This window comes from Microvirga sp. Mcv34, assembly GCF_024519725.1.
GTDB lineage: Bacteria > Pseudomonadota > Alphaproteobacteria > Rhizobiales > Beijerinckiaceae > Microvirga.
Map to the genome: position 1 here is coordinate 1 of NZ_JALJRK010000020.1, position 11,314 is coordinate 11,314.

The 11,314-nt window shown below is 65.1% G+C and carries 16 protein-coding genes; 8 read left to right on the forward strand and 8 right to left on the reverse strand.

The window, feature by feature from the left end; all coding sequences use genetic code 11:
• Positions 1–505: 505 nt before the first annotated feature.
• Positions 506–1,750 (reverse strand): Y-family DNA polymerase, encoded by a 1,245-nt coding sequence (locus OC446_RS12790; RefSeq protein WP_262029414.1) that lies wholly within the window; start codon positions 1,748–1,750, stop codon positions 506–508.
• A 180-nt stretch (positions 1,751–1,930) separates the two neighbouring features.
• Here OC446_RS12790 and OC446_RS12795 point away from each other — a divergent pair, with 180 nt between their 5' ends.
• The gene (locus OC446_RS12795; RefSeq protein ID WP_262029415.1) at positions 1,931–2,206 is read left to right on the forward strand and encodes a DUF3072 domain-containing protein; all 276 of its coding nucleotides are present in this window, start codon (positions 1,931–1,933) and stop codon (positions 2,204–2,206) included.
• A gap of 148 nt (positions 2,207–2,354) precedes the next feature.
• Complete coding sequence (locus OC446_RS12800; protein WP_262029416.1) at positions 2,355–3,386, forward strand: Tim44 domain-containing protein; 1,032 nt, start codon at positions 2,355–2,357, stop codon at positions 3,384–3,386.
• A 71-nt stretch (positions 3,387–3,457) separates the two neighbouring features.
• Here the strand turns inward: OC446_RS12800 and OC446_RS12805 are convergent, their stop codons facing one another.
• Positions 3,458–4,039, reverse strand: a complete 582-nt coding sequence (locus OC446_RS12805) for a type 1 glutamine amidotransferase domain-containing protein (protein WP_262029417.1) — start codon at positions 4,037–4,039, stop codon at positions 3,458–3,460.
• 125 nt (positions 4,040–4,164) lie between these two features.
• On the opposite strand from OC446_RS12805, the gene OC446_RS12810 reads away from it, so the two are divergent.
• A complete protein-coding gene (locus tag OC446_RS12810; RefSeq protein ID WP_262029418.1) occupies positions 4,165–4,386 on the forward strand; it encodes a hypothetical protein in 222 nt (73 codons plus the stop codon).
• Between the two features lie 46 nt (positions 4,387–4,432).
• On the opposite strand, the gene OC446_RS12815 is transcribed toward OC446_RS12810, so the two are convergent.
• The 4 genes from OC446_RS12815 to OC446_RS12830 form a co-directional block, all read right to left on the reverse strand.
• On the reverse strand, positions 4,433–5,158 hold the full coding sequence (locus tag OC446_RS12815) for a metallophosphoesterase (protein WP_262029419.1): 726 nt from the start codon (positions 5,156–5,158) through the stop codon (positions 4,433–4,435).
• Positions 5,151–5,966, reverse strand: coding sequence for a nucleotidyltransferase family protein (locus OC446_RS12820; protein ID WP_262029420.1), 816 nt, complete (start codon positions 5,964–5,966; stop codon positions 5,151–5,153). Before OC446_RS12820 ends, OC446_RS12815 begins: the two co-directional genes overlap by 8 nt.
• Positions 5,967–6,147: 181 nt before the next feature.
• Positions 6,148–6,525 carry a hypothetical protein gene (locus OC446_RS12825; protein ID WP_262029421.1) on the reverse strand — a complete coding sequence of 126 codons (378 nt, stop codon included), beginning with the start codon at positions 6,523–6,525 and terminating at the stop codon, positions 6,148–6,150.
• 130 nt (positions 6,526–6,655) lie between these two features.
• Positions 6,656–7,516 carry a BON domain-containing protein gene (locus tag OC446_RS12830; protein ID WP_262029422.1) on the reverse strand — a complete coding sequence of 287 codons (861 nt, stop codon included), beginning with the start codon at positions 7,514–7,516 and terminating at the stop codon, positions 6,656–6,658.
• A 187-nt stretch (positions 7,517–7,703) separates the two neighbouring features.
• Between OC446_RS12830 and OC446_RS12835 the strand changes: the two genes are divergently transcribed.
• The 3 genes from OC446_RS12835 (at position 7,704) to infA (ending at position 8,766) form a co-directional block, all read left to right on the forward strand.
• The gene (locus OC446_RS12835) at positions 7,704–7,967 is read left to right on the forward strand and encodes a hypothetical protein (protein ID WP_262029423.1); all 264 of its coding nucleotides are present in this window, start codon (positions 7,704–7,706) and stop codon (positions 7,965–7,967) included.
• Between the two features lie 216 nt (positions 7,968–8,183).
• A complete protein-coding gene (locus tag OC446_RS12840; protein ID WP_009494616.1) occupies positions 8,184–8,393 on the forward strand; it encodes a cold-shock protein in 210 nt (69 codons plus the stop codon).
• Positions 8,394–8,484: 91 nt separating this feature from the next.
• Positions 8,485–8,766 (forward strand): translation initiation factor IF-1, encoded by a 282-nt coding sequence (gene infA, locus OC446_RS12845; RefSeq protein ID WP_009494617.1) that lies wholly within the window; start codon positions 8,485–8,487, stop codon positions 8,764–8,766.
• Between the two features lie 60 nt (positions 8,767–8,826).
• Here the strand turns inward: infA and OC446_RS12850 are convergent, their stop codons facing one another.
• Together OC446_RS12850 and OC446_RS12855 are read right to left on the reverse strand one after the other, a co-directional pair.
• On the reverse strand, positions 8,827–9,375 hold the full coding sequence (locus OC446_RS12850; protein WP_262029424.1) for a sigma-70 family RNA polymerase sigma factor: 549 nt from the start codon (positions 9,373–9,375) through the stop codon (positions 8,827–8,829).
• Entirely contained in the window at positions 9,372–9,599 is a 228-nt protein-coding gene (locus OC446_RS12855) for a NepR family anti-sigma factor (protein WP_262029425.1), read from the reverse strand. Before OC446_RS12855 ends, OC446_RS12850 begins: the two co-directional genes overlap by 4 nt.
• Before the next feature lie 230 nt (positions 9,600–9,829).
• On the opposite strand from OC446_RS12855, the gene OC446_RS12860 reads away from it, so the two are divergent.
• Complete coding sequence (locus OC446_RS12860; protein ID WP_262029489.1) at positions 9,830–9,988, forward strand: DUF3309 domain-containing protein; 159 nt, start codon at positions 9,830–9,832, stop codon at positions 9,986–9,988.
• Positions 9,989–10,114: 126 nt separating this feature from the next.
• Positions 10,115–11,314: sensor histidine kinase (locus OC446_RS12865; protein WP_262029426.1), on the forward strand; the 1,200-nt coding region annotated here is incomplete at its 3' end.

Here is an 11,314-nt window from a genome sequence, read left to right on the forward strand (position 1 = left end):
CCTGCAGGCTCGCAGCGCAAGCTGCGGGCCCACAGGTGCTGGCTCTTTGACATGACTGGATCATCCCGCTCCGGTGAAGCGCTCCGCTGTCATCCCCGGCGCACGCCGTGCGGGAAGGGGATCCACGATCAAGTGAGCCGTTATGGATTCCCTTCCCCTCCGATGGCTCTGCCATCTCCGGTCGGGAATGACACCCGCGCCAGAGGGGCGGCCATCCCGATCCGGAAAGGCTCGGCGCTTCACTCCATCGGGATCACCGGCACGGTCCCCGGATCGAGTCCGGGGAGGTGATGACCGCGCGGGCGTCATCCCGGGGCCGCGTCAGCGGGATCTGCGACCCAGGACCGGCGACGATGCACAACCAGATGCGACGCCGCTCGCCCCATCCTGCACCCTCGCCGGGTTTGGGTTCCCGCCTTCCTGGGAGTGACGGCTTTGCGGTGCGGGCATCCGATCCTCCACGCGCCGTCGGATCAGGTCGGGGACGGCCAGGACGGCAAGAGATCTAAAAATCCTCCGCATCGGGAATGCGGTTGAATGCGATCTTCGCCCCGGCATAGCCGCCGGGGATCGTGACCCAGGGGCCCCAGTGAAGGAGCGTCTTGCGGTGAGTGATGTTCAGCCTATCGGCGATGGTGGACAGATATTCCATCCGGCGCTTGAGCTGCGCCTCTGGCGTGTGGTCGAACAGGTCTTCCTCGATCTCGCTCAGCGGCACCAGGTCGTGCAGAGCGACGTGCACGCTGCGGCTGCGATGCATCTCCTCCCGCTCGGCATGGAGGAACAGGCGGCTCAGCGAGGCCAGCAGGGACGGGTCGTCCCAGGTCGGCCGGAAGCGCTCCTCCCCACACCATCCGGCACTGTTCCTGTCCGTCAGCCAGAGGGCGAGCGAGCGGGCCGAGAAGCCCGCGCGGCGCATGCGGGAAGCGGCCTTGGCGAGCAGAACGCGAGCCGCCGCATAAGCGCCGTTCAGGGAGCGCCAGTCCGCCGGCAGGACACGTCCATGTCCAAACATCCGCCGCTGCGTCTCGGGGCGCTCCACCGTAAAGCCGTGGAGCCACATCCAGAGCCGCTCTCCCTCGACGCTGCCCCAGAGCCGACGCAGCTCCTTGGGCTGGAGCCGCCACAGGGCCTCCATGTCGGTGATCCCGGCGCGGGCCAGGCGGGCCGCATTGCCCCGGGCGATGCCGGGGATATCCGTCAGATCGAGGGAAAGCAGGCGGCCCGGCAGGTCGTCCGGGCGAAGGGCTGCAAGGCCGTCGGGCTTCTCCATCTCGGCTGCGATCTTCGCCAGGAGATCGTTCGGGCCCAGGCCGACCGAACAGGTGAGGGTAGGGCCGATCCCTGTGGCGACGGCCTCCTTGACCTGCCGTCCGATGTCGAACGCCCGCGGCCATTCGGTCGGCAGAAGGGCGCAGAGCATCTCGTCGATCGAGCACACCGCTTTGACTGGGACGACGGTCTCGATGGCTCGGATGATCTCCTTGTGCAGGCGCACGTAAAGCTCGTGCCGCGCCGTCACGAGAACGAGGCCGGGGCATTGCCTGCGGGCGTCGCGCACGAAAGTGCCGCGCTTCAGCCCCAGGGCCTTCGCCTCCCGGCTGACAGCGATGAGACCCGTGTGCTCGGAGTCGACCGGGATCACTCCGACGGGCCTGCCGCGCAGATGCGGCTGAAGGTGCTGCTCTGCGCTGGCGAAGAAGGAGTCGAAGTCGACATAGAGCCGCTCCAGACCGGTCGGTTTGCGCATTCCCGCCACCTGCTTGCTGCCTCGAAACAAACCGAGAACATAAGCTTGGCGGGAAGTCGAGGCCGGTATCTGTGGATAACGGGGAATAATCGGCCGGGTTAATCCGCCTTTCCTTGAGGAACCAAGGCTCTGAAAGAGTGTTCTCGTTTCAGAACAAACGCAGAACAATAGGAGTCCTGCATGTCTTCGCATGGTAAAGCGACGAGCCATTCCGCGGTTAACCATAAATCTTCCGCAGAGGCAGATAACCCGAAGGTGCACCCTGATCTTTCCGACAATCAGGTCAAAGATCCGGACGAGTGGGTCTCCGGCGACGAGCCGATGACCGGCGCCCAGGCCTCGTATCTGAAAACCCTGTCCGAGCAGACGCACGACCCGAAGGCTTTCGACCCCGGTCTCGACAAGGCCGAGGCCTCGAAGCGGATCGATCAGTTGAAGCAGAAGCAGGGGCGTTGAGACCGACCTTCCGCCGCTGTCATCCCGGCCTTCACGAAGACGACAGCGGCGGCCGAAATCGAACGGCTCAGCCCTTCCGAAACCCTCGGGCCATCACCACATAAGGCCTAAGGAGCGTTGTGCTCCAGAGGGATGGAAAACAGACACGATGATGAAATTCGCTTCTCGCCGCAGTCGGGTAATGGTCGCCTTGGCGGCGGCCCTGGTCCTTGCCGGAAGTGCGGCTGAGGCTCGCGTCGGCGGCCGGAGCAGTTTCGGCTCGCGCGGCTCGCGCACCTATACGCCTCCGCCGGCAACCCGGACGGCCCCTGAAGCCGCGGCCCCGATCCAGCGCTCGCAGATCCCGAACCAGGGTCCGAACATGACCCGGCCCGGCACGCCGGCCCCGAACGTGGCGCAGCCGCGCCGCTTCGGCTTCGGCACGGGCCTGATGGCCGGCCTGTTCGGCGCAGGCCTTCTCGGCATGTTGTTCGGCCATGGCTTCTTCGGCGGCCTCGGCGGCCTTGCGTCGATCTTCGGTCTCCTGCTCCAGATCGGCCTTGTGGTCCTGCTGGTCTCCTTCGCCATGAAGTGGTTCCGCAGGCGCCAGGAGCCGGCCTATGCCGGTCCTGACCAGGGCTATGCCCGTTCCATGGGCGGCAGCGTGCCGCCGAGTGGCGGCCGGCCCATGAGCGGCGGCTTGGGGGCTGGCTTGGGCGGCGGTCTCGGCAGCGCCCTGGGTGGCGCCCTCGGCGGCCGGCCCCAGCAGGCTCAGGCCCGTCCCGGCGTACGCGACGAGATTGGCATCGGCGAGAGCGATTTTGCCGCCTTCGAGCGTGGCCTCGTCGAAATGCAGGACGCCTATTCGCGGGAAGACGTCGCGAAGCTCTGGCAGCTCGCCACGCCCGAGATGGCCGGCTACATCCAGGAAGAGCTCAACGACAATGCGGCTCGCGGCGTCGTGAACAAGCTCTCCAATGTGCGCTTGAACCAGGGCGACCTGTCGGAAGCCTGGCGCGAGGGCAGCACGGATTACGCGACCGTCGCCATGCGCTTCGGCATCACCGACGTCATGACCGACAAGGCCACGGGCCGCGTCGTGGAAGGTGATCCGAACAAGATCGAGGAAGCGACGGAGCTCTGGACCTTCCGTCGCGAGCAGGGCGGTGCCTGGAAAGTCTCGGCGATCCAGCAGGCCTAAAGCCCGATCATAAGAATGCGAAAGCGGCCGGTTTTCACCGGCCGCTTTTTTATGTTGAAGATGGCGACGTCTTATTCTGCGGCCGCACGACGGCCCGCATGGGAACCCTCGCGGATCTCCTCGATGATCTTGCTCACGAAGGCATCGAGATCGCCCGGGTTGCGGCTGGTGATGAGGCCCTGATCGGTCACCACCGTCTCGTCGCGCCATTGGCCGCCGGCATTGATCACGTCCGTCTTGATCGAGTGATAGGACGTGCATTGCTTGTCCTTGATCACGCCGGCTTCGATGAGGAGCCACGGCGCATGGCAGATGGCCGCGACGGTCTTGCCCGAGGAGTAGAAGGCCCGGATAATCTCGAGCGCCTTCGGCTCCACGCGCAGCTTGTCGGGGTTGATCTGTCCCCCCGGCAGAACGAGCGCGTCGTAATCCGCCGCGTTCACGTCCTCCAGGTCCTTGTCGACCGATACGGTCTTGCCCCAATCGGTCTTGTCCCAGCCATAGATCTTGCCGGACTTCATGCGCGATTTCGGAGCGGCAACTTCGACAGTCGCGCCAGCATCGGCGAGCTTCTCCTGCGGAACCGTGAGCTCCGATTCCTCGAAGCCATCGGTCGCCATGATGAGGATCTTGGCCTGTTTGATGTCAGGCATCGCATTCTCCATTCGTTGGGGGATCTGTCTGGAAACGGCTGGAGAGACAAGGGGTTCCGCCCGCGGGAACCCTGGCGGGACGGTCCTGTTGACCCAGTCACGACGCTTGAAACAAGGAAGAAGCGATGACCAATCCAGGAGTGCCGACCAACGATCCCGTTCCCGGCGGCAACATCCCGAGCGAGGTGCCGCCAGGCACGATGCCCGATGAGGAGCCGGATACTGGCCCGACCGGGCCGCGCACGCCGTATCCCGTGAACGATCCAGGCATCACCGATCCGAAGGGGCCCGGCTCCGAACCGGATTATCTCCCGGGCAACCCGACGAATCCGGGCACGCGGTTCTGACCGGAACACGGTCCCAAGCATGAGCCGGCGGCGATCTTCCGCCGGCTCAGATCTCGATGATCGCGTAGGGCTTGCCGTTCGGCTTCTCAATATGCTTGGCGACGTTGTAGACGGGCTGGCCGCCGGGCGTGCGTCCCTCGAAGCGGCCGCGATGCGCATGGCCGTGGACGATGGCGCTGACCTTGAAGCGATCGATGGTTTCCGCCAGCCGCGACGAGCCCAGGAACGGGTAGATCTCCAGCGGCTCGCTCTCGATGGTCTCGGTGATCGGCGCATAATGGAGAATGACCATGGAGCGCTTTGCGCGCACCTGCCGCATGGCGTTCTCGAGCCGCAGGGTCTCGTTCATGGTCTCGCCGACGAATTGCTTGATGGCCGGCTCGCCGAAAGAGCCGAGCATCCGGCGCCCGAAACCACCCGCGAAACCCTTGACGCCGACGAAGCCGACGCCGTCGATCTCGACGGATTGTCCATCGAGGATCCGCATGCCGGCATCGCGGAGAATGTGCGTCACCTCTTCATGCGCGCCGCATTCGTAGTCGTGATTGCCGAGAACGCCGATCACGGGCACCGAGCAGGACTTGATGTCCTGCGCCAGGAGCTCGGCTTCCTTCGGCTTGCCGAGATCGGTGAGATCCCCCGCCAGGACCAGGACATCGGCCTCTCTCGAAATCTCACCGAACAGGTCGCGATAGGATGTCCAATTGTCTTCGCGAACGTGAAGGTCGCCCATGGCTGCGACCTTCATGATGGGCTTTGGTTCGTCACTCATTCCGCCATTCACCTTCGCCGCCGACATCGGCGAAGCCCCATTGCTTGACATCGATCTCGTAATCGATCCGGGAGAACATCCGTCCGCGGCAGACCTTCATCTGCGGCGGCGGAAGATCGAGCTGCTTGGAAAGCCTGTCGAGAAGCTCGTCCATCACCCAGCGTGGGACCTTGTCGCGCTCCGACGGGTAGATCCAGCGGAAGTTGAGCAGGTGCATCAGCAGTACCTCCCAATGCACTTCCATGTAGGCGAGCAGGGCGTGCCAGTCGATCTGGTCGTGCGCTTTCAGGATCGTGTGCGCCACGTCCGCGCCGTCATAGCGGTGGCGCAGCTGGATGAAGCATTTCGACCAGACGAGTTCGGTCGGTCCGACGATGCGCACCGGGGTGCCGAACACCTCGATCTGGCGCGCACGCTCGAACCATGGATCGCCGATCGGCATCGTGCCGTTCGACGACGCGAAGATCACGTCGAAGAAGTACTGGCCCTTGAACACCTTGCCGAGCCAGCGGTCGTCCTCGATCTCGACGGAATAACCGATGCTCTTGAAATGCGACAGGACGCGGGTGTAGTCGCCGGCCTTGCAGAAGATGTCCAGGTCCTTGGTCGGCCGCGTGATGCCCGTATAGGCCGACAGGGCATAGGTTCCGGCAAGCAGGAAGGGCAGGCCGAGGTTGTTCAGCTCCCGGAGCGCCTCCGCATAGAAGGCTTCGGATTCCGGGTATTTGAGGGTCGGTTCCGCCTTGGCGTCCATGAGAGGAACGCCGTGGTGGGCACCGGAAACGAGATCTGGATCGTGAACTGCCATGGCCTTGTCCAAGCGCGGCCGAGAATGCCCCGCGTTCGACAACAGAATGGCCGTAGTGAAGTTCCGCGCCGGCCGAGCCTAAGGCCGGAAGGGCCACGCCGGCTCGGATCAAGCTTTCTTGAGCCGCTTGCCCGGTCGCATTCTTCGGCGGCAGAAGGGATCCGCTTCGCCGAAGAGCGCCCTAATGATCCCCGTGCGAGACCCGGACGTCGCGCGGAGAATTGAGGATCTCAAGCAGGCTCTGAGCGATGTGGCGGGCCTCGTCGTCCTTCAGGCGCAGCAGGAAGGGCGGCATCATGCCGGCCTGGAGGGCCACCACGGCCATGCCGTGCTCGTCCATGCCGACATCGATCGTCTGGGACGTCACGTCGACCAGTTCCTCCGGCGTGTCGTCGCCACCCTCCTCGGCGGATTCACCGATGGCGGCGAGCAACTGGCTCACGGCTCTGACCAGCGAGCGCGCGGCCTGGGGGTCCATGACCACGGCGGTCGATTGCTCGCCCTTCTGGAATGCCAGCTGGATGTTGTCGCCTTCGAGCGTGACCGAAATACCTGCCATAAGCGTCCTCGTCTTTCCCATCTCCCATATGGGGAGCACCCGTGTCAGGGGAAAGGCTAAGGCCTTCGTACGACAGATGCGCCTCATCCCAAAGGGGAGAAGCGCATCCTGGTAAACCGGCGAGGGCCCGTCAGAGCCCGCTGTCCGAGGAGCCGCCGGACCGCCGCCGAGTCGATGCCGCCCTTCCTGCGCCTGACGTCTCCACGAGCCCGGTGCTGCCCGCACCCGCAGCGCCCACGCCGGACATCCTGGAGCCGGCGATGCCGGCGTCTGCCTGCTGCTGGACCCGCAGATTGTTCTGCACATGAGCCACGCCGGAGACGGATTCGGCCAGATCCTCAGCGTGCCGCTTCTCGAAGCGGCTGTTCACGGTTCCGGTGAGCGTGATCTCGCGGTTCTCCACCCGCACCTCGATCTCCGAGGCATCGATATGAGGATCTTCGGTGAGACGGTCGTTCACGTCCTCCATGATGCGGGCATCGGAGCGCTGATAGCCCTTCGGCCCGCGGCCGCGATGCATCCCAGCCTCCCGCATGTCCCGCTCGCGGCGGCGCTCCGCGTCTTCGTCGCCGAACCAGGAGCGAACCTCGTCACCCGCGCGCTCGAAGAAGCCGCGATCCTCGTTGTAGTCGCGCGAGCCGCGTCCGAAGCTCTCCGAGCTGTAACGGCCCCGGCCATAACGGTCCTGTCCGAACTGGTCCGGGTCGCGGCGGCGGTCGGAACCGAAGAAGGGCCGCTCATAACCGCCGCGATCCTCGCCGACCACGTCGCGCCAGTCGAGGGCCGAGCCGCCGGTGCCGTAGCCGGCCGAGTCGCCGTAGTCGCGCTCGCGAACCGCGCGCTCAAGGCGCCAGCCGTCATCCTCACCCCAGTGGGATCCCTGGTCGTATCCTGCGCGTCGGTTGCCGAAGCCCCGGCGGGCGATGTAGCCGTCGTCCTCGCGGTCGCGCCGGTCGAAATCCGGATTGCCGTAGCGGCGTTCATTGGCCATGGGAGCGCTCCTCGTCATCATGGGTCGGGTCACCCGGAGGGTGGTGTCGCGCAACCAACGTGAAGGCCGGGCGAGTGTTCCTGGGCGCGACCGCGAGGGTCTGCCAAGGTTTTTCAAGGCTGCGCTTGAACGGTCGGGCCACCTCCGCATTGACCGGAACGGGATTCCACGAGAGTCGAGGTGCACGATGGCGGATCTGTCCGGGTTGAGCGACGAGGCGCTGGCGGTCTTCGCCTTCGCGGCCTATCACGAGCTGTCGAGCGGACAGCGGGTTCGCAGCGTGGTTCAGAAGGACGGTGTTGGCCACAAGGCCAGCGACGCCGCTGTGGACGAGCTCGACGGGCGCGGCCTCGTTAAGGCCGACGGGCAGGAGATCGTCTTCACCCCGGCCGGCGAGGAAGCCTTGCAGCATATCGTTTCCGGGATCCGCCAGGGTGGCCGGAAAGCCTGACTTTCCACAGTCGGGCGTTCTTCCCCTTAAGGGGACATTGCCTTGTAATTGCCCCATCTGTGCCTTAGGTACAGCCCATCGACATTTGGCCGGACGACTGGGCTTCCCGCTTTGGCACTGCCGGGCGCACGTTCCTTCTCTCTACCATCTATCGACTAACGGGTGACTGGCCCCTGGCCCTCATCCACGTGCAATCGACAGTGAAAAGGATTTCCCATGGAACAGGGAACCGTGAAGTGGTACAATGAAACCAAGGGTTATGGTTTCATCCAGCCCGACAATGGCGGCAAGGACGTGTTCGTTCATGCGACCGCTCTCGAGCGGGCCGGCATGCGCGGCTTGCGCGAAGGCCAGAAGATCTCTTACGAGCTTCAGACCGACCAGCGCACCGGCCGCCAGTCTGCAGTGAACCTGCAGAACGCGTAAGGTTTAATGCCGGAGGGCGTGCACCGCACGTCCTCTTGCAGATAGCCGTTCCGGTTCAGGGGCGGCTTTTTTGTTATGGGAAAGGCTTTGCATGGCAAAGGAAGAACTGATCACTTTCGAGGGACTTGTGACCGAAATTCTGCCCGATGCGCGCTATCGCGTGCAGCTCGACAACGGGCACGAGGTCATCGCCTATACGGCCGGCAAGATGAAGAAGAACCGCATCAAGACCCTCGCCGGAGACCGCGTGACCGTCGAGATGTCGCCCTACGATCTGGAAAAGGGCCGGCTGATCTTCCGTCATAAGGATTCGGGTGCCTCTTCCGGTCCGCGTCCGCCGCAGCGCGGCAACCAGCAGTTCCGGCGTCGCTAAAACGATAGGCGCTCCCGGTGCGCCTATCGGTTGTAAGCTCTTGGCCTGCCTTGAGGCCCGTCACGCGACCGCGTGCATCACCGAGAGGGTGACGCGGTCCGGGCCGAGATCCTCCTCCATGTCGGTGAAGTGCATCAGCTCGGCGAGACGGTTGCGGGCGCGGTTGACGCGGCTCTTGATGGTGCCGACCGCGCAGCCGCAGATCTCCGCCGCCTGCTCGTAGGAAAAGCCCGAAGCGCCCACCAGAAGCAGCGCTTCGCGCTGATCGTGGGGCAGGCGGGCGAGCGCCTTCTGCAGATCCTCGAAATCGAGATGGGGCATCTGGTCCGGCTGGACCGAGAGCGCGGCCGCGTATTTGCCGTCCGCATCCTCCACCTCGCGGCGGCGCTTGCGGTATTCGGAATGGAACAGGTTGCGCAGGATGGTGAAGAGCCAGGCCTGCATGTTCGTGCCCGGCTGGAAACGGTTGATATTGGCGATCGCCCGCATCAGGGTTTCCTGCACGAGGTCGTCGGCGCGGTCCACGTTGTTCGTGAGCGAGATGGCGAAGGCGCGCAGGTTCGGCGTCGCCTTGAGCATGGAGTCGCGCAAATCGAGGTCGATACTCATGATTGCTGCTTCTCTCCCTTCACGCCGTCGAGACGGTTGATGATCTCGATGAAACGGTCCGGCACCGGCTGCTCGCCCAGCGCGAGGGCGTCGTAGAACTGGCGCAGACGCTGACCGATCTGGGCCTGGACGGAGCGGCTGAGGGCAGGGGAATCGGATGTGTTGAGGCCAGGAACGGGCTCTGGATCGTTGTAGGGCATCGCTTTCGGATTTTTTTTCTGCATCGAGGTGTCCTGGTCCATCGTGAGTAGCGATCTCCCGCAGGGGCTCGCGCTCAACGCGTGCCCATATCGCCGAGGAAGTAACGTCACGCCGCACCGATCGTTCCGCATCCGGGCCTGACCCTTTGGGACTCGTCCACAGGCAAAAGCGCGGGAACTTTTTGCCTTACGGTCAAGTTTCCATGGACGAACGCCGCCTTCTTGCGGCGAAGATTGTGGAGGGAGTATTTTCCATGGCACTCAGCACCATCCTGCTTATTCTGATCATCCTGCTGCTCATCGGCGCGGTGCCCGCCTGGCCCTACAGCCGCGGCTGGGGTTACGGGCCGAGCGGCCTGCTCGGCGTGATCCTGCTCATCCTGATCATCCTGCTGCTGATGGGCCGGATCTAGAGCCGGCACGGGGAGCAATCCCGCTGGAACGACGAGAGCCCCGCGGCCTACGCCCGGGGCTTTCTCGCGAGAGCTGGAAACCGGCTCTTTGTAGTGATATAGCGGAGCAAAATCCAAAGGCTCCGCTTGCTGATACGCTTTACGACGCATAGCCCGCTGTCCTGGACCGCCGCCGCCCTGCATGCCGTTGGGGCGGTCGGCGTCGCCATGCTCGCGCGCTATGCGCTCGATCCTCTGCTGGGCGACGAGCTTCCCTACATCACCCTCTACCCGGCGGTGCTGTTCGCAGCCATCGCGGCGGGAGGCTGCGCCGGAATGGGGGCGCTGCTGCTCGGCATGGCGGCCACGTTCTGGTTCCTGTCCGTCAACCATGGCCCGGCGCCGTTCTCCGCCCAGACCCTGACGGGGCTCGCCATCTATCTGTTCGGCGGCGCCTTCTCGGTTGTGGCGGCGGCCTCCCTGCGCGGCGCGGCCGCGCGGCTCGAAGTCGCCCAGGAGCGGCTGCTGGCGACCCTCGAAGCCTCCGGGGCCGGCACCTGGCGCTGGGACTTCCGCGCCAACGCGGTGGATTGGGACCCGGCCCTGGCGCGCCTCTTCGGCCTCGAGCCGACGGAGGCGCCGCGCCAGCGCGGGGATTTCCGCCGTTTCGTGCATCCGGACGACCAGGAGCATATCGGCCGCAGCATCGATGGCGCGATCGAGAGCGGGGGAACGGTCGATTACGAGTTCCGGGCCATCCTGGCCGACGGTTCCCTGCGGTGGATGTATACGCGCAGCCGCCTGCTGCGGGATACCAAGGGCGGGCCGGCCCTCATGGTGGGCGCCTGCCTCGACATCACCGAGCGGAAGAGGGCCCAGGAGCAGCAGATGCTCCTGGTGCAGGAGCTGAACCACCGGGTGAAGAACACGCTCTCGGTGGTGCAGTCGCTGGCGCTGCACACGCGGCGGGGCAGCCCCGATCTCGACAGCTTCCAGGAGACGTTCCTGGCGCGCCTCATGGCCCTGTCGGCCACGCACAACGTCCTGACGCGCGAATTGTGGGAGAGCGCCTCGCTGGAGGATATCCTTCGCGCGGAGATGATCCCGTATGGCGGGCTCGACCAGGGCCGCGTGACCATGGCGGGCGAGCCGGTCCGCCTGAAGCCGCAGCAGGCGCTCGGGTTCGGCCTCGCCCTGCACGAGCTGGCCACCAACGCGGCGAAGTACGGGGCGCTCTCGGTCCCGCACGGGCGGCTCGACATCTCCTGGCGGGCCGAGATGGACGAGGCCGGCCGGCGACGCCTGTCGCTCGACTGGGTCGAGCAGGGAGATCGGAAGAGCGTCGGG

What these genes read in the sequence shown, in the direction of transcription:
- OC446_RS12790 (WP_262029414.1), bottom strand. Translation starts at nt 1,750, where the DNA reads ATGCGCAAACCGACCGGTCTGGAGCGGCTCTATGTCGACTTCGACTCC.
- OC446_RS12795 (WP_262029415.1), top strand. Translation starts at nt 1,931, where the DNA reads ATGTCTTCGCATGGTAAAGCGACGAGCCATTCCGCGGTTAACCATAAA.
- OC446_RS12800 (WP_262029416.1), top strand. Translation starts at nt 2,355, where the DNA reads ATGATGAAATTCGCTTCTCGCCGCAGTCGGGTAATGGTCGCCTTGGCG.
- OC446_RS12805 (WP_262029417.1), bottom strand. Translation starts at nt 4,039, where the DNA reads ATGCCTGACATCAAACAGGCCAAGATCCTCATCATGGCGACCGATGGC.
- OC446_RS12810 (WP_262029418.1), top strand. Translation starts at nt 4,165, where the DNA reads ATGACCAATCCAGGAGTGCCGACCAACGATCCCGTTCCCGGCGGCAAC.
- OC446_RS12815 (WP_262029419.1), bottom strand. Translation starts at nt 5,158, where the DNA reads ATGAGTGACGAACCAAAGCCCATCATGAAGGTCGCAGCCATGGGCGAC.
- OC446_RS12820 (WP_262029420.1), bottom strand. Translation starts at nt 5,966, where the DNA reads ATGGCAGTTCACGATCCAGATCTCGTTTCCGGTGCCCACCACGGCGTT.
- OC446_RS12825 (WP_262029421.1), bottom strand. Translation starts at nt 6,525, where the DNA reads ATGGCAGGTATTTCGGTCACGCTCGAAGGCGACAACATCCAGCTGGCA.
- OC446_RS12830 (WP_262029422.1), bottom strand. Translation starts at nt 7,516, where the DNA reads ATGGCCAATGAACGCCGCTACGGCAATCCGGATTTCGACCGGCGCGAC.
- OC446_RS12835 (WP_262029423.1), top strand. Translation starts at nt 7,704, where the DNA reads ATGGCGGATCTGTCCGGGTTGAGCGACGAGGCGCTGGCGGTCTTCGCC.
- OC446_RS12840 (WP_009494616.1), top strand. Translation starts at nt 8,184, where the DNA reads ATGGAACAGGGAACCGTGAAGTGGTACAATGAAACCAAGGGTTATGGT.
- infA (WP_009494617.1), top strand. Translation starts at nt 8,485, where the DNA reads ATGGCAAAGGAAGAACTGATCACTTTCGAGGGACTTGTGACCGAAATT.
- OC446_RS12850 (WP_262029424.1), bottom strand. Translation starts at nt 9,375, where the DNA reads ATGAGTATCGACCTCGATTTGCGCGACTCCATGCTCAAGGCGACGCCG.
- OC446_RS12855 (WP_262029425.1), bottom strand. Translation starts at nt 9,599, where the DNA reads ATGCAGAAAAAAAATCCGAAAGCGATGCCCTACAACGATCCAGAGCCC.
- OC446_RS12860 (WP_262029489.1), top strand. Translation starts at nt 9,830, where the DNA reads ATGGCACTCAGCACCATCCTGCTTATTCTGATCATCCTGCTGCTCATC.